The 24069-nt window shown below is 51.9% G+C and carries 23 protein-coding genes and 2 tRNA genes; 14 read left to right on the forward strand and 11 right to left on the reverse strand.

The window, feature by feature from the left end; all coding sequences use genetic code 11:
• Positions 1-147: 147 nt before the first annotated feature.
• From GYRE_RS17755 to GYRE_RS17770, 4 genes are all read right to left on the reverse strand, one after another.
• A tRNA-Tyr gene (locus GYRE_RS17755) sits at positions 148-232 on the reverse strand.
• Between the two features lie 35 nt (positions 233-267).
• A tRNA-Tyr gene (locus GYRE_RS17760) sits at positions 268-352 on the reverse strand.
• 162 nt (positions 353-514) lie between these two features.
• Positions 515-1357, reverse strand: a complete 843-nt coding sequence (gene purU, locus GYRE_RS17765) for a formyltetrahydrofolate deformylase (protein ID WP_006820235.1) — start codon at positions 1355-1357, stop codon at positions 515-517.
• Between the two features lie 54 nt (positions 1358-1411).
• On the reverse strand, positions 1412-1867 hold the full coding sequence (locus GYRE_RS17770) for a YchJ family protein (RefSeq protein WP_038257044.1): 456 nt from the start codon (positions 1865-1867) through the stop codon (positions 1412-1414).
• Between the two features lie 113 nt (positions 1868-1980).
• Here GYRE_RS17770 and rssA point away from each other — a divergent pair, with 113 nt between their 5' ends.
• The 3 genes from rssA to galU all read left to right on the forward strand — a co-directional run bounded on the left by rssA (position 1981) and on the right by galU (position 5082).
• Complete coding sequence (gene rssA, locus GYRE_RS17775; protein WP_006820233.1) at positions 1981-2886, forward strand: patatin-like phospholipase RssA; 906 nt, start codon at positions 1981-1983, stop codon at positions 2884-2886.
• 87 nt (positions 2887-2973) lie between these two features.
• The gene (rssB, locus tag GYRE_RS17780) at positions 2974-3987 is read left to right on the forward strand and encodes a two-component system response regulator RssB (RefSeq protein ID WP_006820232.1); all 1014 of its coding nucleotides are present in this window, start codon (positions 2974-2976) and stop codon (positions 3985-3987) included.
• A 195-nt stretch (positions 3988-4182) separates the two neighbouring features.
• The gene (galU, locus tag GYRE_RS17785; protein ID WP_038257047.1) at positions 4183-5082 is read left to right on the forward strand and encodes a UTP--glucose-1-phosphate uridylyltransferase GalU; all 900 of its coding nucleotides are present in this window, start codon (positions 4183-4185) and stop codon (positions 5080-5082) included.
• 124 nt (positions 5083-5206) lie between these two features.
• Here galU and hns read toward each other — a convergent pair whose 3' ends face one another.
• Entirely contained in the window at positions 5207-5620 is a 414-nt protein-coding gene (gene hns, locus GYRE_RS17790) for a histone-like nucleoid-structuring protein H-NS (RefSeq protein WP_006820230.1), read from the reverse strand.
• Positions 5621-6189: 569 nt separating this feature from the next.
• Here hns and tdk point away from each other — a divergent pair.
• On the forward strand, positions 6190-6819 hold the full coding sequence (tdk, locus tag GYRE_RS17795) for a thymidine kinase (protein ID WP_006820228.1): 630 nt from the start codon (positions 6190-6192) through the stop codon (positions 6817-6819).
• Positions 6820-6924: 105 nt separating this feature from the next.
• On the opposite strand, the gene adhE is transcribed toward tdk, so the two are convergent.
• Complete coding sequence (adhE, locus tag GYRE_RS17800) at positions 6925-9606, reverse strand: bifunctional acetaldehyde-CoA/alcohol dehydrogenase (RefSeq protein ID WP_006820227.1); 2682 nt, start codon at positions 9604-9606, stop codon at positions 6925-6927.
• 479 nt (positions 9607-10085) lie between these two features.
• Between adhE and GYRE_RS17805 the strand changes: the two genes are divergently transcribed.
• From GYRE_RS17805 to GYRE_RS17835, 7 genes are all read left to right on the forward strand, one after another.
• On the forward strand, positions 10086-10733 hold the full coding sequence (locus GYRE_RS17805) for a YchE family NAAT transporter (protein WP_006820225.1): 648 nt from the start codon (positions 10086-10088) through the stop codon (positions 10731-10733).
• 770 nt (positions 10734-11503) lie between these two features.
• Entirely contained in the window at positions 11504-13135 is a 1632-nt protein-coding gene (oppA, locus tag GYRE_RS17810) for an oligopeptide ABC transporter substrate-binding protein OppA (protein WP_038257050.1), read from the forward strand.
• Between the two features lie 87 nt (positions 13136-13222).
• Positions 13223-14143 (forward strand): oligopeptide ABC transporter permease OppB, encoded by a 921-nt coding sequence (oppB, locus tag GYRE_RS17815; protein WP_038257054.1) that lies wholly within the window; start codon positions 13223-13225, stop codon positions 14141-14143.
• Positions 14144-14157: 14 nt separating this feature from the next.
• Entirely contained in the window at positions 14158-15066 is a 909-nt protein-coding gene (gene oppC / locus GYRE_RS17820; protein ID WP_006820221.1) for an oligopeptide ABC transporter permease OppC, read from the forward strand.
• 26 nt (positions 15067-15092) lie between these two features.
• Positions 15093-16088, forward strand: a complete 996-nt coding sequence (gene oppD / locus GYRE_RS17825; RefSeq protein WP_006820220.1) for an ABC transporter ATP-binding protein — start codon at positions 15093-15095, stop codon at positions 16086-16088.
• Positions 16085-17089: a murein tripeptide/oligopeptide ABC transporter ATP binding protein OppF gene (gene oppF / locus GYRE_RS17830; RefSeq protein ID WP_006820219.1), complete on the forward strand. Its 1005-nt coding sequence runs from the start codon at positions 16085-16087 to the stop codon at positions 17087-17089. The genes oppD and oppF overlap by 4 nt, the downstream gene beginning before the upstream one ends.
• Positions 17090-17138: 49 nt before the next feature.
• Positions 17139-17966: an ion transporter gene (locus GYRE_RS17835; RefSeq protein ID WP_038257157.1), complete on the forward strand. Its 828-nt coding sequence runs from the start codon at positions 17139-17141 to the stop codon at positions 17964-17966.
• 35 nt (positions 17967-18001) lie between these two features.
• Here GYRE_RS17835 and GYRE_RS17840 read toward each other — a convergent pair whose 3' ends face one another.
• Together GYRE_RS17840 and cls are read right to left on the reverse strand one after the other, a co-directional pair.
• Positions 18002-18331: an HI1450 family dsDNA-mimic protein gene (locus GYRE_RS17840; RefSeq protein WP_006820217.1), complete on the reverse strand. Its 330-nt coding sequence runs from the start codon at positions 18329-18331 to the stop codon at positions 18002-18004.
• 35 nt (positions 18332-18366) lie between these two features.
• Positions 18367-19827 (reverse strand): cardiolipin synthase, encoded by a 1461-nt coding sequence (gene cls / locus GYRE_RS17845; RefSeq protein WP_006820216.1) that lies wholly within the window; start codon positions 19825-19827, stop codon positions 18367-18369.
• Positions 19828-19970: 143 nt separating this feature from the next.
• Between cls and GYRE_RS24600 the strand changes: the two genes are divergently transcribed.
• Positions 19971-20144, forward strand: coding sequence for a YciY family protein (locus GYRE_RS24600; RefSeq protein ID WP_087943275.1), 174 nt, complete (start codon positions 19971-19973; stop codon positions 20142-20144).
• 48 nt (positions 20145-20192) lie between these two features.
• Here the strand turns inward: GYRE_RS24600 and GYRE_RS17850 are convergent, their stop codons facing one another.
• On the reverse strand, positions 20193-20489 hold the full coding sequence (locus GYRE_RS17850; protein ID WP_006820214.1) for a YciI family protein: 297 nt from the start codon (positions 20487-20489) through the stop codon (positions 20193-20195).
• Positions 20490-20600: 111 nt separating this feature from the next.
• Between GYRE_RS17850 and GYRE_RS17855 the strand changes: the two genes are divergently transcribed.
• Together GYRE_RS17855 and tonB are read left to right on the forward strand one after the other, a co-directional pair.
• Positions 20601-20996 (forward strand): hypothetical protein, encoded by a 396-nt coding sequence (locus GYRE_RS17855; protein WP_006820213.1) that lies wholly within the window; start codon positions 20601-20603, stop codon positions 20994-20996.
• 158 nt (positions 20997-21154) lie between these two features.
• Positions 21155-21877 (forward strand): TonB system transport protein TonB, encoded by a 723-nt coding sequence (tonB, locus tag GYRE_RS17860; RefSeq protein ID WP_038257160.1) that lies wholly within the window; start codon positions 21155-21157, stop codon positions 21875-21877.
• Positions 21878-21907: 30 nt separating this feature from the next.
• On the opposite strand, the gene GYRE_RS17865 is transcribed toward tonB, so the two are convergent.
• Together GYRE_RS17865 and pfkB are read right to left on the reverse strand one after the other, a co-directional pair.
• Positions 21908-22768 carry a fructosamine kinase family protein gene (locus GYRE_RS17865; protein WP_038257060.1) on the reverse strand — a complete coding sequence of 287 codons (861 nt, stop codon included), beginning with the start codon at positions 22766-22768 and terminating at the stop codon, positions 21908-21910.
• Positions 22769-23021: 253 nt separating this feature from the next.
• Positions 23022-23954, reverse strand: coding sequence for a 6-phosphofructokinase II (gene pfkB, locus GYRE_RS17870; protein ID WP_038257061.1), 933 nt, complete (start codon positions 23952-23954; stop codon positions 23022-23024).
• Between the last annotated feature and the right edge of the window lie 115 nt (positions 23955-24069).

A 24069-nucleotide genomic window follows, 5' to 3' on the forward strand; every position in this document is an offset into this window, starting at 1 on the left:
CGGGGTTTTTTTTTGCCGGATGCGGCTTCGCCTTATCCGGCCTACAGTTGGCGCTGATTTTTGATTTTTTATCTTTGTAGGCACGATAAGCGTAGCGCATCGGGCAAGAAGGTCGTTTTTATTGAGTGAGGTACTACCAGGAGAAGATGGTGGTGGGGGAAGGATTCGAACCTTCGAAGTCGATGACGGCAGATTTACAGTCTGCTCCCTTTGGCCGCTCGGGAACCCCACCAGGGGTATTCATATTGTAGAGATGATGCTTAGAGATGGTGGTGGGGGAAGGATTCGAACCTTCGAAGTCGATGACGGCAGATTTACAGTCTGCTCCCTTTGGCCGCTCGGGAACCCCACCACGGGGTAATGCTATTTGGTACTGGCCTGCTTCCTTCTCGGGAAGCGGGGCGCATCATATCAAATGACGCGCCGCTGTAAAGCATTCCGTGAGTGAAAATGAGTTGATTGCGCGCTTTTTATGCGTAACGCGTTAAAGCTAATCAATTCATTTCGCAGAAGATTAAAGAATGATCGTTCGATTGCCGTAAACAAACACGCGCTGCGCCAGAACCTGGTAGAGCGCACGGCTGAGGACGTTCTTTTCAACGTCACGTCCGGCACGCATCATATCGTCGGCGGTGTAGGTATGATCGACGTGAATAACATCCTGCATGATGATTGGACCTTCATCCAGGTTATCGTTCACGTAGTGCGCGGTGGCACCGATAATCTTCACTCCACGTTCGTAGGCCTGGTGGTACGGGCGTGCACCAATGAAGGCCGGCAAGAATGAGTGATGGATGTTGATAATCTTGTTCGGGAAGCGGGCGACAAATTCCGGCGTCAGGACGCGCATGTATTTCGCCAGCACCACGTAATCCGGCTGGTGGGCAGCAATAGCATCGGCCATCAATTGATCGTGTGCATCGCGGGTCAGACCTTCGTGGCTCACCAGTTCAAACGGAATATCAAAGCGCTCAACCAGCGAGCGCAGGGTATCGTGGTTGCCAATCACCGCCGCAATCTCAACGTCCAGACCGCCGTAGTTGGCCTTCATTAGCAGGTCGCCCAGGCAGTGTGCTTCTTTGGTGACCAGAATAACCACGCGACGACGACCGGCAGGCGTCAGCTCGCGCACTGAGCCTTCCGGCAGGGCGCCGTCGAGATCCGCAAGCAGGGTGGCATCATTAAAGATACCTTCGAGTTCGGTACGCATAAAGAAGCGCCCGGTGCGATGATCGACAAATTCGTTGTTCTGCACGATGTTCAGCTCGTGCTTGTAACAAATGTTGGTAATACGTGCGATAAGGCCTTTTTGATCCGGGCAAATAGTGCGTAGTACTTTACGTTGTAATGAATGCATTGCAGGGCAAATCCTGTTGGTGTTGTTTGCTGTTTCTGACGGCGGCAGCCTTGATTAGCCGCAGCACTTTTTAAATTTTTTACCCGAGCCACAAGGACAGGGGTCATTTCGGCCGATTAACGGGCGTGTACCATCAATATAATACCACTGGCCGTTTTCATTTAAGAATCTTGAACGCTCGATGATGGCTCCGGAATGGTTATCGTCGCGAAAACGTGCCACGAAGCTGACATAACCTTCCCCGGGGTGGCGACCCGCTTCCTCGGCGAAAACGGTCAGCCCCAGCCATTCGGTGCCGGCAAAACCGCTGGCGATTTCGTTTCTTAATGTTTCGGTACGGCAGGAGGGATGCCAGGTTTTGACGAGATAATCTGCATCTTTCATCACAAAAGCGCAGTATCGTGAGCGCATAAGTTGTGACGGCTCCGGCGCAAGCTGAGCACCAGACAGATATCGCTGGCAACATAAGCTATACTCCTGAGCGCTGCCACAAGGGCATAGTTGTGACAAAGTTGCCTCCCCGGAACTCGATAAAAACGCGCGGTTGCGCAAAGTGGCACTATGTTAACTGAGCCGTGGCGATGTTGCTACGTCCCGAGACGAGAGGATGTCCATCTGTACGCATGAGAAAGGTTAAAATTGGTCTGGCGTTAGGATCCGGTGCGGCACGAGGGTGGTCGCATATCGGCGTGATTAAGGCTCTGCAGAAAATGGGGATTGAGCCCGACATCGTAGCGGGATGCTCCATCGGTTCGCTGGTTGGTGCTGCGTACGCGTGTAACCGGACTTCCGAACTGGAAGAGTGGGTGTGTTCCTTCAGCTATTGGGACGTACTGCGTCTCATGGATCTCTCCTGGCGGCGCGGTGGTTTGCTCCGCGGAGAGCGCGTCTTCTCGCAGTACCGTAAAGTGATGCCCGTTGACGATATCGATAGCTGTCAGCGCCGTTTTGCCGCCGTCGCGACGAATCTGAGCACCGGTCGCGAACTGTGGTTCACCGAAGGTGACCTTCACACCGCCGTTCGTGCCTCCTGCAGTATTCCTGGTTTAATGTCCCCCGTGATGCATAACGGCTACTGGCTGGTCGATGGCGGTGTAGTAAACCCGGTACCGGTATCACTGACTCGTGCTCTGGGTGCCGATATCGTGATTGCCGTTGACCTCCAGCATGACGCCCATCTGATGCAGCAGGATTTACTCTCAGTTAGCGCCCCCTCGGCGGCAGAAGAAGAAAATGAACCCCAGTCCTGGCGAGAGCGCTTCCGCGCACGTATGGGGCGGATGACCTCGCAGCGAACGGCTCCTACGCCGACGGCAATGGAGATCATGACCACCTCAATCCAGGTGCTGGAAAACCGGCTGAAGCGAAACCGAATGGCGGGTGACCCGCCGGATATTCTGCTACAGCCTTATTGTCCGCAAATATCCACGCTCGACTTCCATCGCGCCTCCTCCGCTATTGCGGCAGGCGAGCTGGCCGTTGAGAAAAAGATGGATGAACTGTTACCACTGGTTCGTACGGACGTTTAAACCTTTTAGATTACTTCAGCAAATTCTGACAGGCGATACCGCGGATAGCATGCCACTATTTAACTATCGTCAGCCAGGGGAGATATCATGACGCAGCCATTGGCGGGAAAACTGATTCTGATAGTCGAAGACGAACCTGTTTTCCGGACTCTACTGGAATCATGGCTTTCATCTCTGGGTGCGACAACCGCCCAGGCAGAAGATGGCCTCGAGGCCGTTGCAAAACTAACAAGCCTCAAACCTGACCTGATGATCTGTGATATCGCGATGCCGCGTATGAACGGTCTGGAACTGGTAGAGCAGTTGCGTAACGAAGGCAACACGCTGCCGATTCTGGTGATTTCGGCGACCGAAAATATGGCTGATATTGCCCGCGCGCTGCGCCTGGGCGTTCAGGATGTTCTGCTAAAACCCGTCAGAGACTTCGACCGGCTACGTGAGACGGTGTTTGCCTGCCTCTATCCCAACATGTTTAATTCCCGCGTTGAGGAAGAAGAACGCTTATTCGAAGACTGGGATGCGCTGGTCAGCAATCCCAGTGCGGCGGCGAAACTGCTGCAGGAACTGCAGCCACCGGTGCAGCAGGAAATATCAAAATGTCGTATTAACTATCGCCAGCTGGTTTCCGCCGATAAGCCGGGGTTGGTTCTGGACATCGCACCGCTTTCAGAGCATGACCTGGCATTTTATTGCCTTGATGTCACCCGGGCAGGTGATAACGGTGTGCTGGCGGCGTTGTTATTACGTGCACTATTTAATGGCTTGCTGCAGGAGCAGCTTTCGCACCAGCGTCAGCGCTTGCCGGAAATGGGCAACTTATTGAAGCAGGTCAATCAATTACTACGCCAGGCCAATTTACCCGGCCAGTTCCCTCTGCTGGTGGGTTATTACCACAGTGGACTAAAAAACCTGATTCTGGTATCGGCGGGGCTCAATGGCACTCTCAATACCGGGGAGCACCAAATACAAATCAGTAATGGTGTCCCTCTGGGGACTTTAGGTAATACTTACCTTAATCAAATTAGCCAACGTTGTGTTTCCTGGCAGTGCCAAATTTGGGGGGCCGGGGGGCGTTTACGGTTAATGTTGTCTGCTGAGTGAGCAATCGGTGCGTAAGCACGTAATAGCCTTACCCCTAAATCTTACGCAGTGATACTATCCGTGCGGTTATGCGTATAAATCCTAATTCAAGGCTGGCGCGTCCTTTTCAGACCTGGCATATGTGATGGTACTGATATACTCAACGCGTTATTAATAACGAGCACGTTCAAAGTTTGAACAGTTCAGGAGATTTCAATGGCTGCCCAAAATTCTAAAGTCAGAAAGGCCGTTATCCCGGTAGCGGGATTAGGTACCCGGATGTTGCCCGCCACCAAGGCGATTCCGAAGGAAATGTTGCCGCTGGTGGATAAACCGTTAATTCAATATGTCGTTAATGAATGTATTGCAGCCGGCATTACTGAAATTGTACTGGTAACGCACTCTTCTAAAAACTCCATCGAAAACCATTTCGATACCAGCTTTGAACTTGAAGCGATGCTGGAGAAGCGTGTTAAACGTCAGCTGCTGGAAGAGGTGCAGTCTATCTGTCCGCCTCACGTGACTATTATGCAGGTGCGTCAGGGTCTGGCAAAAGGTCTGGGCCACGCAGTACTGTGTGCGCATCCTGTCGTGGGCGATGAGCCAGTTGCGGTCATTCTGCCGGACGTGATTCTGGATGAGTATGAATCCGATCTGTCACGCGATAACCTGGCCGATATGATTAAGCGCTTTGATGAAACCGGCGCCAGCCAGATCATGGTTGAACCAGTTGCCGACGTCACCGCCTATGGTGTGGTTGACTGCAAAGGCCAGCCGCTGGCACCGGGCGAAAGCGTTCCGATGGTTGGCGTCGTTGAGAAGCCGAAAGCTGACGTAGCGCCGTCTAACCTCGCCGTGGTGGGACGTTATGTGCTGGGCGCGGACATCTGGCCGCTGCTGGCGAAAACGCCTCCGGGAGCGGGTGATGAAATTCAGTTAACCGATGCTATTGATATGCTGATCGATAAAGAAACCGTCGAAGCCTATCACATGAAAGGTAAAAGCCACGACTGTGGTAATAAGCTCGGTTACATGCAGGCCTTTGTTGAATATGGTATTCGCCATAATTCCCTGGGCGAAGATTTCAAAGCATGGCTGAAAAAAGCGATTGCTTAATCCGCTACTGAGCTGACTTTAAACCGGGGTTATCCCCGGTTTTTTATTACCTGAAAAACAGGAAAATCCGATACTACAGGCAAAAAAAATCCCGCCGAAGCGGGATTTCTGAAGACGTAATGGATTAGTCTTTGATCAGGAAATCGTCGAGGGATTTGCCTTTCTCATCCATTGCTTTTTTGATGACAGCTGGCGTACGACCCTGACCAGTCCAGGTTTTGGTTTCGCCGTTTTCGTCAACGTAGCTATATTTAGCCGGGCGAGCAGCACGCTTTGCTTTAGTACCGGTTTTAGCGGCAGCCATGCTGTTCAGCAGTTCGTTCGGATCGATACCGTCAGCAATCAGCATTTCGCGATATTGCTGCAGCTTACGGGTACGTTCTTCAACTTCAGCTGCTGCAGCGCTTTCTTCTTCACGGCGCTCATTCACAACAACTTCTAATTTCTCCAGCATTTCTTCCAGCGTTTCAAGGGTACATTCTCTTGCCTGCGCACGAAGAGTACGGATGTTGTTCAGAATTTTAAGTGCTTCGCTCATTGTAGTAATCTCAAACTTATATTGTGGGGTGGTTTGTTGAAGTAATAATAGAGCGATATTTTCGGATGTGCAATAGGGAACAATGTAAGTAATACAAAATTACGTGTTATTTACCTTCATTTATAATTTGTAGAAGTTAAATTTCCGGGGTGGCTCACAACATAAGCCTTTATTACTGGCTGGATACCAGGGGGTGAAAACCCACGGAAAGTATGATTTTTCCGCACACAAAGCCTATGGAATTATGCGTTCTCTGGATAAATATCAGCCTTAAGTATTAGAGAAATGACTTATCCTTGAGGTTTCCTGAGATATTAGGATCTAAATCATCACTTAGGTAAATCACCGGACAAATGGCGCAGATTCTCGTGTTTACGTCATTTTTTGATAAAACAGACAAAGGATAACCCTGGGTCAGGAAGTGTTATTAGTGATTAGCGGTGCTGAATCATCTATGGGGCAGGGACCGGCTTTAGCAATGAAACCGCAGCGCATTACCACTGTTATCTTTACGGAATATGGTACACTTCGCGCCGTGATAAAACACTTTGATTGGGGTTACGCAGCCAATGGCACAACTTTATTTTTACTATTCAGCAATGAACGCCGGTAAGTCGACTGCGCTGTTACAGTCTTCCTACAATTACCAGGAACGCGGGATGCGGGTGATGGTATATACGGCTGAAATTGATAACCGCTATGGTTCGGGCAAGGTGAGCTCGAGAATAGGCCTGTCGTCCCCTGCTAAGCTCTTTAACCAGCACTCCTCGCTGTATACCGAGATTAAAGAAGAACACTGCCAGGAGACGATACACTGCGTTCTTGTCGATGAGAGTCAGTTCCTGACCCGTCAGCAGGTCTATGAATTATCAGAGGTTGTTGATGAGCTGGATATTCCGGTGCTGTGCTATGGCTTAAGAACCGATTTCCGTGGTGAGCTTTTTAGCGGCAGCCAATATTTGCTGGCATGGTCAGATAAGCTGGTTGAATTAAAGACTATTTGTTTCTGCGGTCGTAAGGCGAGCCAGGTATTACGTCTCGATCAGTCCGGGCGTCCTTTCAATGAGGGGGAGCAGGTCGTGATTGGTGGCAATGAACGTTATGTGTCTGTTTGCCGTAAGCATTATAAAGATGCGTTAGCGGAAGGCTCTTTGACCCGAATTCAGGAACAACACTGCCATAAACGGCAGGGTAAATAATAACGAAATCTCGTTGTTTTTATTTAAATATCAATGTTATATCCAGACATAAAAAAAGCCCCATCTGCTGATGGGGCTTTTTGTTTCAACGAGATAACCTGCTAATTAAGCGGTTTTCTTCGCTTTTTTCTCAGTCTTAGCTGGTGCAGCGGCTTCTTTCTTTTCTGCCACTACCGCGCCTTCAACGAAAGGACGGCCATAGTAGGTATCCAGCAGGATCTGTTTCAGTTCAGAAATCAGCGGGTAGCGCGGGTTAGCGCCGGTGCACTGGTCGTCAAACGCGTCTTCAGACAGTTTGTCAACGTGTGCCAGGAAGTCAGCTTCCTGAACGCCAGCTTCGCGGATAGACTTAGGAATACCCAGCTCAGCTTTGATCTCTTCCAGCCAGCCCAGCAGTTTCTCAATCTTCGCAGCAGTACGGTCGCCCGGTGCGCTCAGACCCAGATGGTCAGCGATTTCAGCGTAACGACGACGTGCCTGCGGACGGTCGTACTGGCTGAATGCAGTCTGCTTGGTCGGGTTGTCATTCGCGTTATAGCGGATAACGTTGGAGATCAGCAGGGCGTTCGCCAGACCGTGCGGAATGTGGAACTGGGAGCCCAGTTTGTGTGCCATGGAGTGACATACACCGAGGAAGGCGTTCGCAAACGCGATACCGGCGATAGTCGCAGCACTGTGAACACGTTCACGAGCAACCGGGTTTTTCGCACCTTCGTTATAAGACGCTGGCAGGTTTTCTTTCAGCAGTTTCAGAGCCTGCAGAGCCTGACCGTCAGAGAACTCAGAAGCCAGTACAGAAACGTAGGCTTCCAGTGCGTGAGTTACCGCATCCAGACCACCGAAAGCACACAGTGACTTCGGCATATCCATCACCAGGTTCGCATCGACAATCGCCATATCCGGAGTCAGCGCGTAGTCTGCCAGCGGGTATTTCTGGCCGGTTGCGTCGTCAGTCACTACCGCGAATGGGGTAACTTCAGAACCGGTACCGGAAGTGGTGGTGACAGCGATCATTTTCGCTTTCACGCCCATTTTCGGGAACTTGTAGATACGTTTACGGATATCCATAAAGCGCAGAGCGAGTTCTTCGAAGTGGGTTTCCGGATGTTCGTACATGACCCACATGATTTTCGCGGCGTCCATCGGGGAACCACCGCCCAGGGCGATGATAACGTCCGGCTTGAAGGAGTTCGCCAGCTCGGCACCTTTACGTACTACGCTCAGGGTTGGGTCAGCTTCTACTTCGAAGAAGACTTCAGTTTCTACGCCTGACGCTTTCAGTACAGAAGTGATCTGGTCTGCATAGCCGTTGTTGAACAGGAAACGGTCGGTCACGATCAGCGCACGTTTGTGACCATCGGTAATCACTTCGTCCAGCGCGATTGGCAGTGAGCCACGGCGGAAGTAGATAGATTTCGGAAGTTTGTGCCACAACATGTTTTCAGCTCGCTTAGCAACGGTTTTCTTGTTGATCAGATGTTTCGGACCAACGTTTTCAGAGATGGAGTTACCACCCCATGAACCACAACCCAGAGTCAGGGAAGGTGCGAGTTTGAAGTTATACAGGTCACCGATACCACCCTGAGAAGCCGGGGTGTTAATCAGGATACGTGCGGTTTTCATCATCTGGCCGAAGTAAGCCACGCGCTCCGGCTGGTTGTCCTGGTCGGTGTACAGGCAAGAGGTATGACCGATACCGCCCATAGCAACCAGTTTCTCAGCTTTGTCTACCGCGTCTTCGAAGTCTTTCGCGCGATACATCGCAAGCGTCGGAGACAGTTTTTCGTGGGCAAACGGCTCGCTTTCATCAACCAGTTTCACTTCACCAATCAGAATCTTGGTGGTTTCCGGTACAGAGAAGCCTGCCAGTTCGGCGATTTTGTGTGCCGGCTGACCAACGATAGCGGCGTTCAGCGCGCCATTTTTCAGGATGATGTCCTGAACGGCTTTCAGCTCTTTACCCTGCAGCATGTAGCCGCCGTGGGTTGCAAAGCGTTCGCGTACGGCATTGTAGACGGAGTCGACAACCACAACGGACTGCTCAGAAGCACAGATAACGCCGTTATCGAAGGTTTTGGACATCAGTACAGAAGCGACTGCACGCTTGATGTCAGCGGTTTCATCAATAACAACCGGCGTGTTACCAGCACCTACACCGATAGCAGGTTTACCGGAGCTGTAAGCCGCTTTAACCATACCTGGACCACCGGTCGCGAGGATCAGGTTGATGTCCGGGTGATGCATCAGCGCGTTGGACAGTTCAACGGAAGGTTGATCGATCCAGCCAATCAGGTCTTTCGGCGCACCAGCAGCGATAGCTGCCTGCAGAACGATATCTGCGGCTTTGTTGGTTGCGTCTTTCGCACGTGGGTGCGGAGAGAAGATGATGGCGTTGCGTGTCTTCAGGCTGATAAGAGACTTGAAGATAGCGGTGGAAGTTGGGTTAGTGGTTGGTACGATACCGCAGATGATACCAATCGGTTCAGCGATGGTGATAGTCCCGAAAGTGTCGTCTTCAGACAGAACACCGCAGGTCTTTTCATCTTTATAGGCGTTATAGATGTATTCGGAGGCAAAGTGGTTTTTGATGACTTTATCTTCGACGATACCCATGCCGGATTCGGCTACGGCCATCTTAGCGAGTGGGATTCGAGCATCTGCAGCAGCCAGAGCGGCAGCGCGGAAAATCTTATCGACTTGTTCTTGAGTGAAACTGGCATATTCACGCTGGGCTTTTTTTACGCGCTCGACGAGTGCGTTAAGTTCAGCGACATTAGTAACAGCCATAATGCTCTCCTGATAATGTTAAACTTTTTTAGTAAATCAGCTGCACGCTAAGTCAGTATAGACATCGTGTCGCAGCTTGCGTAAGTGCCAATGAAACAACAGGTTACTTACGATCCCGATTCACTGATTTACTGAAAGAGCCTCACTTCAGGCACCTCCAGAAGAGGGGGTGATACTCTCTGGGGGTGTCAGCAAGATTACTCACTTCTGAGTAGGAATTACGTGATCTAAATCAATATTCCACCAAGCTGACACCTTTCAGCAGCCCATTCTCAGGCATTTGCAGCAAATGTGAACAGATCGTATCCAAAAGCCGCGATCGGATTAACATAGTATAAATATTTTTATAACACCATGTAATGGTGATGCTTTTATGAAGATTTGAGGTGAAGTCTGTTGATAAAAAGCGTATCTTCAGCGCGGAATTCATCTTTACTTATAGTCAACCCCCTTAATTTGATGAGCCTGCGGAGCTTAGTGTGATCCAAGCCCTGTTTGATTTCCCTACCTATACCAAGTTCTTTATCGGGCTATTTGCGCTGGTTAACCCGGTCGGTATCATTCCCGTCTTTATTAGCATGACCAGCTATCAGACGGCACCGGCCAGAAATAAGACAAACCTTACCGCCAACTTGTCCGTTGCCATTATTCTCTGGACGTCGCTGTTTCTGGGTGACGGCATCCTGCAACTTTTCGGTATTTCGATAGATTCATTCCGCATTGCCGGGGGCATCCTGGTGGTGACCATCGCGATGTCGATGATTAGCGGTAAGCTTGGCGAAGACAAGCAGAACAAGCAGGAGAAGTCTGAGACTTCTATTCGTGAGAACGTTGGCGTTGTGCCGCTGGCGCTGCCGCTGATGGCGGGGCCGGGGGCTATCAGTTCGACGATTGTCTGGGGGACTCGTTACCATAGCATTGCGCATCTGATTGGCTTTTCGGTAGCCATTGCACTGTTCGCTTTCTGCTGCTGGAGCGTTTTTCGCATGGCCCCGTGGCTGGTTCGCCTGCTTGGCCAGACCGGGATTAACGTCGTGACCCGTATTATGGGCCTGCTGCTGATGGCGTTGGGGATTGAGTTTATTGTGACCGGCGTGAAGTCTATCTTCCCAGGGCTTGTTTCCTGATAAGCCCTTTCGCGAAACGGGGGTAACCCCGTTTTTGCATCATTATTCGTAATTCATATCAATAAATTTGAAATATGCCCCAGACATATCAAATTTTAATATTTAGAGAGTTGCCTAAATATCAGTGGGTTAGATTATTTAGTTTCAGATGAAACGCCATGTTTCCCCTGCGGCTAATGTTATTTCTGTCACATGATACTCTTGGGCTTGCTGTCATTTAATTGAAATGATATTAGTAATTTCAGCCTGGTGGCAGTTAAACGTGCTAAATAATAACCAATTGTTAAATTTTTGTGTAAAAAACACGCAAGCAAAGGTTCGACAAGAGGTGATGTGACTGGAAGTGGATTAATGCATTGATTGTCAGGCGATTATGTTTCTGAGCAACCGCGAGAAACTTCACCATGGCAACGCTGCAGCGTCTGTAAAAGAGAATTGGTTAACAAATTTGCAAATTGTATTGGCGACGAAGATTGCCATTTGCTACTTTCCGGCCTGATATTATCCGGATTCTCTTATGCAGATGAGAATTATTTTCAAATAAGAACTCATTGCACCAGGACATAAAAACATCCCGACAGGGGGATGGTTACCGAATCGACGACAGGATTGCCATTAGAGCAACCGTAATAAATAAGTCGGTGATAGCGAAGTAGTACAAAAACAACCTGACAGTGTCTCAAGCTCCTGCGCTGTACAGGTACCCTTACGGGAGAGGCTGGTTAAAAAACCAGTAATTATAAAATTATAAAGAGTGGAGTAACAACACAATGACCATCATCACTAAAAAAAGCGTAATAGCCGCAGGCGTCCTCACTGCGCTAATCGCGGGAAATATGGCAATGGCTGCCGAGGTACCGGCAGGTGTTCAACTGGCAGAAAAACAAACTCTGGTGCGTAATAACGCTTCGGAAGTGCAATCCCTTGATCCGCACAAGATTGAAGGGGTCCCTGAGTCCAACATTAACCGCGATCTGTTCGAGGGATTAGTCGAGACCGGCGCAGATGGTCAGCCTGTCGCGGGTGTTGCTGAATCATGGGATAACAAAGATTTCAAAGTCTGGACCTTCCATCTGCGTAAAGACGCAAAATGGTCCGATGGCTCCCCGGTAACGGCGCAGGATTTTGTCTATAGCTGGCAGCGTCTGGCCGATCCGAAAACCGCCTCTCCGTACGAAAGCTATTTACAGTATGGTCATATTGCCAATATCGATGAGATTATTGCTGGTAAAAAACCAGCGACCGACCTTGGTGTTAAAGCGATTGACGATCACACGCTGGAAGTGACCTTATCTGAGCCTGTTCCTTACTTCTATAAGCTGCTTGTTCACTCCTCGATGTCACCGGTCCCGAAAGCCGCCATTGAAAAATTTGGTGAGAAATGGACCCAGCCGGCAAACATTGTTTCTAACGGCGCTTATAAGCTCAAAGATTGGGTGGTCAACGAGCGTATTGTTCTCGAGCGTAACCCGAATTACTGGGATAACGCCAAAACCGTTATTAATCAGGTAACCTACCTGCCAATTTCCTCTGAAATAACCGACGTTAACCGCTATCGCAGCGGTGAAATCGACATGACCTATAACAACATGCCGATCGAGTTATTCCAGAAACTGAAGAAAGAAATTCCGAACGAAGTTCACGTTGATCCATATCTGTGCACCTACTACTACGAAATTAATAACCAGAAAGCTCCGTTCACCGACGAACGTGTTCGTGCTGCACTGAAACTGGGTATGGATCGCGACATTATCGTTAATAAAGTAAAAAACCAGGGTGACCTGCCGGCCTATGGCTTTACGCCGCCGTACACCGATGGTGCGAAACTGACTGAACCAGAGTGGTTCAAGTGGTCACAGGATAAGCGTAACGCCGAAGCGAAAAAACTGCTGGCGGAAGCGGGTTACACTGCGGATAAACCGCTGACCTTCAGCCTGCTGTACAACACGTCTGACCTGCATAAGAAACTGGCTATCGCCGCGGCCTCCATCTGGAAGAAAAACCTCGGCGTGAACGTGAAGCTGGAAAACCAGGAGTGGAAAACCTTCCTCGATACCCGTCATCAGGGCAACTTTGATGTAGCGCGTGCCGCCTGGTGTGCAGATTACAACGAACCCACCTCCTTCCTGAACATGCTGCTGTCTGACAGCTCAAACAACACCGTGCATTATAAGAGCGCGGCCTTCGATAAGATCCTGGCCGATGCGCTGCAGGTGACGAATGAAGCGCAGCGTACTGAGCTGTACAACAAAGCAGAAATGCAGTTGGATAAAGATTCTGCAATTGTCCCGGTCTTCTATTACGTGAACGCCCGCCTGGTAAAACCATGGGTAGGTGGATATACCGGTAAAGACCCGATGGATAATATCCACGTTAAAAACCTGTATATTATCAAGCATTAATGGCAATGCGTGGAGCGAGCGATTTTGCTTGCTCCACTGTGTCTTATTTGAGAGCAGTGCAAAGGCACATGCCAGAAGGTACGGGCAATGTTGAAATTTATATTACGTCGTTGTCTGGAAGCGATTCCGACACTGTTTGTTCTTATTACTATTTCCTTCTTTATGATGCGTCTTGCGCCGGGAAGTCCTTTCACGGGTGAGCGTACGTTACCGCCAGAGGTAATGGCCAACATTGAAGCGAAATACCATCTTAACGATCCTATCTCCACGCAGTATTTCAGTTATCTGAAACAGCTGGCACATGGGGATTTTGGACCTTCCTTTAAATATAAAGATTATTCGGTTAACGACCTGGTGGCGGCCAGTTTCCCGGTCTCGGCGAAGCTCGGTCTGGCGGCATTTTTGCTTGCAGTTATTGTGGGGGTCAGCGCCGGAGTTATCGCCGCGCTCAGGCAAAATACGGCCTGGGACTATGCGGTGATGGGAATGGCAATGACCGGGGTGGTAATACCCAGCTTTGTGGTGGCGCCGCTGCTGGTGATGATATTTGCCATTACCTTGCACTGGCTGCCCGGCGGTGGCTGGAACGGCGGGGCGCTCAAATTCATGATTTTGCCGATGGTGGCGTTGTCGCTCGCTTATATCGCCAGTATTGCGCGTATTACCCGTGGCTCGATGATTGAAGTGCTGCATTCCAACTTCATTCGTACCGCTCGCGCAAAAGGCCTGCCGATGCGACGGATTATTTTCCGTCATGCGCTGAAGCCCGCGCTGTTACCGGTGCTCTCTTATATGGGGCCAGCTTTCGTCGGTATTATCACCGGCTCAATGGTGATTGAAACTATCTATGGCCTGCCGGGTATCGGACAGCTGTTTGTTAACGGTGCGTTGAACCGCGACTACTCGCTGGTACTGAGCCTGACCATTCTGGTTGGGGCACTGACTATTCTGTTCAATGCGATTGTTGACGTGCTGTATGCCGTCATCGATCCGAAAATTCGTTACTAACGCTGGAGTTCGCCATGATGCTAAGTAAGAAAAACAGCGAGGCGCTGGAGCACTTCAGTGAAAAACTGGAAGTCGAGGGGCGAAGCCTTTGGCAGGACGCCCGCCGACGCTTTGTTCACAACCGTGCCGCGGTTGCCAGCCTGGCAATGCTTATTCTGATTGCCTTGTTTGTGACCCTGGCGCCCATGTTGTCGCAGTTTACCTATTTCGATACCGACTGGGGCATGATGTCCAGCGCGCCTGAGATGGAGACCGGGCACTATTTCGGTACTGACTCCTCCGGTCGTGATCTGCTGGTGCGTGTGGCTATCGGTGGACGTATCTCTCTGATGGTGGGCGTTGCCGCGGCGCTGGTGGCTGTTATCGTCGGGACGCTGTACGGTTCGCTTTCCGGCTATCTCGGTGGCCGTATCGACTCGGTGATGATGCGCATCCTCGAAATCCTTAACTCCTTCCCGTTCATGTTCTTCGTGATCCTGCTGGTGACGTTCTTTGGTCAGAACATCCTCCTTATCTTTGTGGCTATCGGGATGGTTTCCTGGCTCGACATGGCGCGTATCGTTCGCGGCCAGACGCTGAGCCTGAAGCGTAAAGAGTTCATCGAAGCCGCGCAGGTCGGCGGGGTATCGACCTTCAATATCGTCGTACGTCATATCGTGCCAAACGTGTTGGGCGTGGTGGTGGTTTACGCTTCGCTGCTGGTGCCTAGCATGATCCTGTTTGAGTCCTTCCTGAGCTTCCTTGGTCTTGGTACCCAGGAGCCGCTCAGCAGTTGGGGCGCATTACTCAGTGATGGCGCCAACTCAATGGAAGTCTCTCCATGGCTACTGCTGTTCCCGGCAGGTTTCCTGGTGGTAACGCTGTTTTGTTTCAACTTTATCGGCGATGGCCTGCGTGATGCCCTCGACCCGAAAGACCGCTAAGGAGAAGTGCCGTGAGTACGATTGACATGGTTAAAGCTCCGCAGCAGCAACAGTCTGCGCTGCTGCTGGACGTTAAAGATTTACGCGTCACCTTTAGCACCCCGGACGGCGATGTGACGGCGGTAAACGATCTTAACTTCACGCTGAAACGCGGGGAGACGCTGGGGATCGTTGGCGAATCTGGGTCCGGTAAATCGCAAACCGCGTTTGCGCTGATGGGGCTGCTGGCGGCAAACGGTAAGATTGGTGGTTCAGCGACGTTCAATGGTCAGCAGATCCTCAATCTGCCGGAAAAAACGCTTAATAAACTGCGCGCTGAACAGATTTCGATGATTTTCCAGGATCCGATGACCTCCCTGAACCCCTATATGCGGGTGGGAGAGCAGCTGATGGAAGTGCTGATGCTGCATAAAGGCATGGGGAAGGGCGAAGCATTCGAAGAGTCGGTGAAAATGCTCGACGCGGTAAAAATGCCGGAAGCGCGTAAGCGTATGCGCATGTTCCCGCATGAATTTTCAGGCGGTATGCGTCAGCGTGTGATGATTGCGATGGCATTGCTGTGTCGGCCAAAACTGCTGATTGCTGACGAACCGACCACCGCGCTGGACGTGACGGTACAGGCGCAAATCATGACGCTCCTGAACGAACTGAAGCATGAATTTAACACCGCCATCATTATGATCACTCACGATCTGGGCGTGGTGGCCGGTATCTGCGACAAAGTGCTGGTGATGTATGCCGGGCGTACCATGGAATACGGTCAGGCACGCGATGTGTTCTATCATCCTGCCCATCCTTATTCGATAGGGCTTATCAACGCGGTACCGCGTCTGGATGCCGAAGGGGATTCACTGCTTACCATTCCAGGCAACCCGCCAAACCTGCTGCGTTTGCCTAAAGGCTGTCCGTTCCAGCCTCGCTGTGCCTGGGCAATGGATATTTGTCAAAGTGCTCCACCTCTGGAGGAGTTTGCACCAGGCCGTCTGCGCGCCTGCTTTAAACCGGTGGGGGATCTGCTATGAACGCCGTAACCGAACAGAGAAAAGTGCTGCTCGAAATCGCCGATCTCAAAGTGCATTTCGATATTAAAGATGGCAAACAGTGGTTCTGGCAGCCGTCGAAAACGCTGAAAGCGGTAGACGGCGTAACCCTGCGTTTATACGAAGGGGAAACACTCGGCGTGGTGGGCGAATCCGGCTGTGGCAAATCAACGTTCGCCCGCGCCATTATTGGCCTGGTAAAAGCCAGCGCCGGGAAGGTCTCCTGGCTTGGCCGTGACCTGCTGGGTATGAAGCAGGAAGAGTGGCGGGCGGTGCGCAGCGATATTCAGATGATTTTCCAGGATCCGCTGGCTTCCCTGAACCCAAGGATGACCATTGGGGAGATTATTGCTGAGCCGCTACGTACTTATCATCCTGAACTGTCGCGCCAGGACATTCGCGATCGCGTTAAAGCGATGATGATGAAAGTGGGCCTGTTGCCTAATCTTATCAACCGCTACCCGCACGAATTCTCCGGTGGTCAGTGCCAGCGAATTGGTATTGCACGAGCGCTTATCCTTGAGCCCAAGCTGATTATTTGCGATGAACCCGTTTCTGCGCTGGACGTTTCTATCCAGGCGCAGGTGGTAAACCTGCTGCAGCAGCTGCAGCGTGAAATGGGGTTATCGCTTATTTTCATCGCCCACGACCTGGCGGTAGTGAAGCATATTTCCGACCGCGTGCTGGTCATGTATCTCGGCCATGCGGTGGAGCTTGGTACCTACGATGAGGTGTATCACAACCCGCTGCACCCCTATACCAAAGCGCTGATGTCGGCGGTACCGGTGCCCGATCCCGATCAGGAGAAGAATAAGAAAATTCAGCTTCTGGAAGGGGAACTGCCGTCGCCAATTAACCCGCCGTCCGGGTGTGTGTTCCGCACCCGTTGCCCGATAGCCGGTCCGGAGTGCGCCAAAACGCGTCCGGTGCTTGAAGGGAGTTTCCGCCACGCGGTTTCCTGTCTTAAGGTTGACCCGTTATAATCGAAAAGGCCGACAGCATGTCGGCCTTTTTTATAAGGACAGTACGGCGGTGATTAATACGTTACGACAACGACTCTATCATTTTCTTTTTGACCAGCGCACGCGTTCGGGCAGACGGTTTGAAGCACTCTGCGGATTATTTGCGATATTAAGCGTTGTCGTTATCTTCATTGAGTCCGGCGTCGGAACGACGTATCACCTGACCTTCGACGAATGGCATATCTTCGTCTGGCTCGAGCTTATCTTCACCCTGGTGTTTACCCTCGAATATTTGCTCAGGGTCTGTACCTGGCCGCAGCCGGCGCGCTATGTCTTTAGCTTCTGGGGATTTATCGATCTGGCAACCACGCTGCCGCTCTACGTGATGTGGCTGTGGCCGGAAATTGGTATTAACTATCTTTTTGCCTGGCGAGCAATGCGAGCTATTCGGGCATTACGTATTCTGAAACTCCTGCGTTTTATGCCGTCGCTGAATTTCTTCTGGCATGCAATCAAGAGCGCCCGACATCAGCTGATTCTGTTTTACGCCTTTATCGCGATTGTGATGGTGATTTTTGGTTCGCTGATGTACTGCATTGAAGGACCAGAATATGGCTTTACTACCCTTAACGCTTCCGTTTACTGGGCTATCGTCACGGTGACTACGGTTGGCTATGGTGATATTACACCGCACACGCCGATAGGGCGCATTGTGGCATCGGTGCTTATCTTGATTGGTTATTCTGTGATTGCTATTCCGACGGGGCTGATTACCACCCATATGAGTGCGGAATTTCAGAGCCGCAAAGGTCTGCGAAAATGTACCCAGTGTGGGCACGATAAACACGACAAGGGTGCGCAGTACTGTAATACCTGCGGTGAGAAACTACCGGAGTAATAAAAAAGGGCTGCGCAATGCAGCCCTTTTTTGTCTTATTCACGCCACAGGATGTGGCACAACTTATGATCTTTGTCGCGACACAGCAGCACACGTGCAAAGATGTCGTTGAGTTCGCCACCATCGGTGTCGGCGAGACCAATCACCACTTCGGCGAAGAAATCCGGATTCAGATCGAAATCAACGTGTTCATTCCAGTCTTCTGACGGGTCGAACAACTCAGCACCGCCGCGCTCTTCAAACTGCAGATTGAACAGAATGATATCGGCCGGATCCAGATTATCCGCGGCCAGTTCCAGAAAAATGTCGTAAGCCTGCTCGAGCGTTTCGTCTTCGGTCAGGCGGTTGTTCAGATCCATTTCCATGATGACTACCTGTTTTAACTTCTGATGGGCACGTTTTACAGCAACGGGCTGAAGAAGTAAAACAGTCGCTCAGCAATCCGTTGCCACATCGGACGTTTTACCCACAGGCGGGCATCAAGCAGGCGCGAGCGGGAAATATAGTCGTCCTGGACGGCGGCAAGGTCGCTACCGAATCCGGCATCGTCAATGACCAGCGTAATCTCGAAATTGAGCCACAGGCTGCGCATGTCGAGGTTAACGGTGCCTACCAGGCTCAGCTCGCCGTCGACCAGCACGCTCTTGGTGTGCAAAAGCCCGCCCTCGAACTGGTAAATCTTCACTCCGGCGGCCAGCAGTTCAGTAAAGAAGGCACGGCTGGCCCAGCCGACCAGCATGGAGTCGTTTTTGCGTGGCAGAATAATGCTGACATCAACCCCGCGCTGAGCGGCGGTACAGATGGCGTGCAGAAGATCGTCACTCGGCACAAAATACGGCGTGGTCATCACCAGATATTCGCGTGCCGCATAGGTGGCGGTCAGCAGCGCCTGGTGAATCAGATCTTCCGGGAAACCTGGCCCTGAGGCAATGGTGTGAATGGTGTGCCCGCTGGCCTCTTCGAACGGCATGATGTTGAGATCGGGCGGCGGCGGCAGAATGCGTTTACCGGTTTCAATCTCCCAGTCGCAGGAGAAGACGATCCCCATGGAGGTGGCAATAGGGCCTTCCATTCGCGCCATCAGATCGACCCACTGACCCACGCCGGCATCCTGCTTGAAGAAGCGTGGATCAACCATGTTCATGCTACCGGTGTAGGCTACATAGTTATCGATCATCACCATTTTGCGGTGCTGACGCAGATCCATACGGCGCAGGAATACACGCATCGGGTTAACCTGCAACGCTTCGACCACTTCGATACCAGCGTTACGCATCATTCCCGGCCATGGGCTACGGAAGAAGGGGCGGCTTCCGGCGGAATCGAGCAGCAGGCGGCAGTGAACACCACGGCGTGCCGCCGCCATCAGCGATTCCGCCACCTGATCGGCCATACCACCAGGCTGCCATATGTAGAACACCATCTCGATATTGTGTCGCGCCAGCTGAATGTCGCGGATAAGCGCGTGCATCACGTCGTCGGATTCGGTCAACAGCTGGAGCTGATTGCCTTTGACGCCGGCAATGCCCTGACGGCGTTCGCAGAGCTGGAAGAGAGACTCAGCGACCGGGCTGTTTTCTTCCGCAAAAATGTGTTTGCAGGCTTTCAGGTCGTGCAGCCATTTTGCGGTTGAGGGCCACATCGCGCGCGCGCGCTCGGCGCGTCTTTTTCCAAGGTGCAATTCACCGAAAGATAAGTAGGCGATTATCCCGACCAGCGGCAGAATATAAATGATTAGCAACCATGCCATCGCAGAAGGTACAGCGCGGCGTTTCATCAGGATGCGCAATGTCACCCCGGCAATCAGCAGCCAGTACCCCAGAATGACCAGCCAACTCACCACGGTGTAGAAGGTTGTCATAGAGAATAAAATCCTTTTGTATGCACGTTGTTAAGAGTGTACGCATAAGGATTTATCTGGCAAATAAAAAGCGCGGTAAAAGCACTGGTCAGGCACCGACAAGCGGATATAATGAGCGTTCTTTCATGCTAAGAGTGGTTGAAATGAAGCGTAGCAGAACGGAAGTGGGGCGCTGGCGCATGCTGAGACAAGCAAGCCGCCGCAAAGCCCGCTGGCTGGAAGCTCAGTCGCGTCGCAATATGCGCATCCACGCCATCAGAAAATGTCTGGTCAAAAGGCAGCGTAACTCACTGCTTTTCGCCCTGTACGAAGTCTGAAAACAAATTGGGCACCGCAAGCGGTGCCCAAAGTCTGTTACGGAACGCTTAAAAGACTTTTTTGTACGGTTTTACCGTCACGTTACGGTACACGCCTGCCGCTACATAGGGGTCAGCTTCAGCCCACGCCTGGGCTGCTTCTCTTGCCTCAAACTCCGCAATAATCACCGAACCGCTAAAGCCTGCGGCACCCGGATCGTTGCTGTCTACTGCCGGAAGCGGGCCTGCGGTCAGCAGACGGCCTTCGTCCTGCAGTAACTGCAAACGGGCCAGATGGGCAGGGCGCACGGATAATCGTTTTTCTAATGAGTCGGCATGGTCTTCGGTGTAGATCACATAAAGCACGAGAAGAACTCCTTAACGGGTGATTGTCATTTCACGGTAAGGGAAAGTCGCGTGGACTGCAATGCCAGGATAAACTGCGCGCGAAAATGTGTATAAAAAGGTTAATGGGTAATGATGAAATTGAAGGTAATGGTGATGCTTCTGGCTGTGAGTAGTACGGCTCAGGCGGTACAACTGGAAGAGGTTTCAGCCGTTACGCAGTGTACTGCACTGGCCGTTGAGGCAGGCTATGGTTCAAAAGCTCATCAATATGTAGAGAAAGGGATCGCCAGGTCACTTAGCCTTTACAAGCAGACGATGGCGGAAAGTAACATGAGCATTGATTCGCCAGAAGCGCTGGTTTCGGGGTTTACGCAGTACTATCAGGGGCTCGGGATCAGCCATGCCTACAGCTTTATCGAAGATGCGCTGCATGCGAAAGGGGTACCGCTGCATGGCACGGAGTGGGCAACGGAAGCCGGTTCACAGTTTAAGCAGAGAAATTGTGCAGTTATCATCGGTAAGTGATTTGCATCAAAACACAGGCGTATAGTGGGGGCGTTGTATGTACCACTGCTATGTTAAATCACGATCTAAGCTGGTACACTCAACGCTAATGATTATCAGTTAGATAAGAACTCAATAAACCTATGGCTAATGTGTTAATGCCGAATGACTTCCATCCAGTGACCATGAATCCCCCACGCCGCTTTCCGTGGCCGACGCTGCTCTCTGTAGTGATTCACGGTGCGGTGGTTGCCGGGTTACTTTACACCTCGGTACGCCAGCCGGCGCTTGAACTGCCTGCCGCATCGCAGCCTATTACCGTGACGATGGTCTCTCCGGCCGATCTTGAGCCCCCGCAGGCGGCACCTGCACCGCAGCCGGTAGCAGAGCCGGAGCCGGAGCCAGAAGTTATTCCGGAGCCGCCGAAAGAGGCGCCGGTCGTCATTCACAAGCCCGAGCCAAAACCCAAGCCAAAGCCGAAGCCAAAACCGGTGAAAAAGGTGGAAGAGCCGAAGCGGGACGTGAAACCGGTAGAGCCTCGTCCGTTCTCAACGTCGGAAAATACCACCACCTCTTCACGCCCGGTCAGCAATAACGCCCCGGCGGCGGCAAGTAAGCCAGTGGTGAGTGCTCCGGCTGGCCCACGTGCGTTGAGCCGCAATCAGCCGGGCTACCCGTCACGTGCGCAGGCGTTACGTATTGAAGGCAAAGTGCGGGTGAAGTTTGACGTCACGCCTGACGGCCGGGTAGAGAATGTGGAAATTCTCTCCGCCCAGCCTTCAAACATGTTTGAACGTGAAGTGAAAACCGCCATGCGTCGGTGGCGCTACGAGCCGGGTAAACCTGGCACTGGCCTTATCATGAACATTGAGTTCCGCCTGAAGGGCGTATCAATGAACTAACCTGTTGTATGCCTGAGCCGCTTCGGCGGTTCAGGCAGCCAGTACCCTTTCCAGCGCTTTTTGCGCAACCAGTAGATTATTCCCTCCAAACAAAATGGCCCGGTTAATCAGCGTATAGAGCTGATACACCGGCTGTCTGTCGAGAAAACCTGCGGGCAATGGCGATATGGACTGATAGCCGTCGTATATTTGCGGCGGTTGTTCCGGGTGTAGCGGTAGCATGGCCAGATCGCATTCGCGGTCGCCCCAGTAACAGGCCGGATCAAAAATAAATGGACCATCCGGGCCGAGCGCACAGTTTGATGACCAGAGATCGCCGTGAAGCAAAGAGGGCTGCGGCTGGTGGCTCGCCAGGCGCTGCTGAACATGCTCAACAATGGCATCAATGTTCCCGAACTCCATTCCTTTTTCGGCGGCCAGCTCCAGCTGCCAGCCGATACGCTGCTCGGCAAAAAAGGTTGCCCATCGGCGCTGCCAGGCGTTTGGCTGAGGGGTGGTAGAGAGATCGTTATCAAAGTCGAGCCCGAACTGTGGCTGTTCGCTCCACTGATGCAGGTGTGCCAGCTGTTGACCTAACAGAAACGCGTTGTGGGCGTCCAGCGGGCGTGCTGGCAGGTACTCCATCACCAGAAAGCTGTAATCGCGGTCGCTGCCGACGGCATACACCTCAGGTACGCGAACGGTTTTACTGCGTGACAAGAGTTCGAGCTGGTCCGCCTCTGCGGTAAAAATGGGCAACAGCTCACGCTCATCGCATTTGATGAAGAAATCTTTCCCGTGATAGCGCAGATGCCATGCTGCATGGATCTCACCACCGGGCAGTTCGTTGCGCAGTTCAATTTCGCCGCGTCCAAACTGTTCGCTCAACAGGTCTTCGATCGCTTGCCACATCACGTCTCTCCCCATGTTTTCTGCCTAATCATAACGTTAGCGCATAATCGCAGTACAAAAACACGAACCAACGCACAACTGAGCGCTTTTGAAGCAATAAACGCACATAAAGTGCGTCTTTAGCCACAATTCAAAAGCAACGTACCCGACAACCGGTGTGATTATTCAGCTCATTGAGTAACCCATTGAGTTGTTTAAGCATAGTCGAAAGCACTAATTTGGCGACTCCTGCCCGTTGCCGGGCAGGGAGGTCTCAGTGATGACTGAGATAATCGTAAATCGCCTGGGTATTTTCCAGTGAGCACAGGCGTGTTCCCTGGTTGATGGTGGCGGCGCTCCCGGCTGCGACCCCGAAGCGCACCATATCCTGCAGGCTGGCATGTTGCGCGAGTTTCAGGGTCATCGCTCCGACCATACTGTCACCGGCTCCGACGGTGCTCTGGCTCTTCATCGGTGGTGGAACGACCTGAACCACGCCATGTGCATCAACGCCCAGAGCCCCTTGTGGGCCGAGAGAAACCACAACACGCTGAGCTTTGCCAGAGGCGATGATTTCCTGGGCGGCTTTACGCACGTCGTCTGGCTTCGTCAGTTCGCGTTGTAGCAGGGCACTGAGCTCTTTCTGGTTTGGTTTTACCAGCTCAATATTGCCGGTTTCCAGGGCCGCCGCCAGGGCTTCTCCGGAGCTGTCGACAATACAGCGAATACCGTTTTTTTGCGCGGCACGGATCAACTGCACCAGCCGCTGGCTTCCGATCCCCGGCGGCAGGCTGCCGCTGATAACGAGCAGGGAGCCTGCGGGTATCTGCAATACCTTTTCTTCCAGCTGGCGAAACTCATTTTCCGTCACCGCAGCACCGGGCATCACGAAGCGGTACTGTTCGCCGCTGGACTGCACGTGAACGTGCAGGTTTTGCCGTGTCCAGTCTTTGGCCTCGACGGTTATCACCGGAACGTGCTCGTCTGCTAACAGGGCAACAAGGTGTTCGCCGGTGGCGCCACCGGCAGGAAAAATAGCGCAGGCTCGCCCGCCGAGAAAGGTAATGGCGCGGGCAACGTTAATGCCCCCGCCGCCGGGCTCAAACACCGGCGAGCTGCAGCGAAGTTTCCCTTCTGGATAAATCTGCGGCGTCAGCGTGGCGCTGTCGAGAGAAGGGGCTAAGGTCAGTGTATAAATATCAACCATTACTGTTACCTCCATATAATACCCACAAGTACCATCCGAGTTAGTCTGGCACTTGACTCAGGAGAAAGGAAGAAACAACAAGCTGATTTACATATACTTAAACGCAAAGTGCGCT

Source organism: Yokenella regensburgei ATCC 49455 (assembly GCF_000735455.1).
GTDB lineage: Bacteria > Pseudomonadota > Gammaproteobacteria > Enterobacterales > Enterobacteriaceae > Yokenella > Yokenella regensburgei.

What these genes read in the sequence shown, in the direction of transcription:
- purU (WP_006820235.1), bottom strand. Translation starts at nt 1,357, where the DNA reads ATGCATTCATTACAACGTAAAGTACTACGCACTATTTGCCCGGATCAA.
- rssA (WP_006820233.1), top strand. Translation starts at nt 1,981, where the DNA reads ATGAGAAAGGTTAAAATTGGTCTGGCGTTAGGATCCGGTGCGGCACGA.
- rssB (WP_006820232.1), top strand. Translation starts at nt 2,974, where the DNA reads ATGACGCAGCCATTGGCGGGAAAACTGATTCTGATAGTCGAAGACGAA.
- galU (WP_038257047.1), top strand. Translation starts at nt 4,183, where the DNA reads ATGGCTGCCCAAAATTCTAAAGTCAGAAAGGCCGTTATCCCGGTAGCG.
- hns (WP_006820230.1), bottom strand. Translation starts at nt 5,620, where the DNA reads ATGAGCGAAGCACTTAAAATTCTGAACAACATCCGTACTCTTCGTGCG.
- tdk (WP_006820228.1), top strand. Translation starts at nt 6,190, where the DNA reads ATGGCACAACTTTATTTTTACTATTCAGCAATGAACGCCGGTAAGTCG.
- adhE (WP_006820227.1), bottom strand. Translation starts at nt 9,606, where the DNA reads ATGGCTGTTACTAATGTCGCTGAACTTAACGCACTCGTCGAGCGCGTA.
- oppA (WP_038257050.1), top strand. Translation starts at nt 11,504, where the DNA reads ATGACCATCATCACTAAAAAAAGCGTAATAGCCGCAGGCGTCCTCACT.
- oppB (WP_038257054.1), top strand. Translation starts at nt 13,223, where the DNA reads ATGTTGAAATTTATATTACGTCGTTGTCTGGAAGCGATTCCGACACTG.
- oppC (WP_006820221.1), top strand. Translation starts at nt 14,158, where the DNA reads ATGATGCTAAGTAAGAAAAACAGCGAGGCGCTGGAGCACTTCAGTGAA.
- oppD (WP_006820220.1), top strand. Translation starts at nt 15,093, where the DNA reads ATGGTTAAAGCTCCGCAGCAGCAACAGTCTGCGCTGCTGCTGGACGTT.
- oppF (WP_006820219.1), top strand. Translation starts at nt 16,085, where the DNA reads ATGAACGCCGTAACCGAACAGAGAAAAGTGCTGCTCGAAATCGCCGAT.
- GYRE_RS17840 (WP_006820217.1), bottom strand. Translation starts at nt 18,331, where the DNA reads ATGGAAATGGATCTGAACAACCGCCTGACCGAAGACGAAACGCTCGAG.
- cls (WP_006820216.1), bottom strand. Translation starts at nt 19,827, where the DNA reads ATGACAACCTTCTACACCGTGGTGAGTTGGCTGGTCATTCTGGGGTAC.
- GYRE_RS24600 (WP_087943275.1), top strand. Translation starts at nt 19,971, where the DNA reads ATGAAGCGTAGCAGAACGGAAGTGGGGCGCTGGCGCATGCTGAGACAA.
- GYRE_RS17855 (WP_006820213.1), top strand. Translation starts at nt 20,601, where the DNA reads ATGATGAAATTGAAGGTAATGGTGATGCTTCTGGCTGTGAGTAGTACG.
- GYRE_RS17865 (WP_038257060.1), bottom strand. Translation starts at nt 22,768, where the DNA reads ATGTGGCAAGCGATCGAAGACCTGTTGAGCGAACAGTTTGGACGCGGC.
- pfkB (WP_038257061.1), bottom strand. Translation starts at nt 23,954, where the DNA reads ATGGTTGATATTTATACACTGACCTTAGCCCCTTCTCTCGACAGCGCC.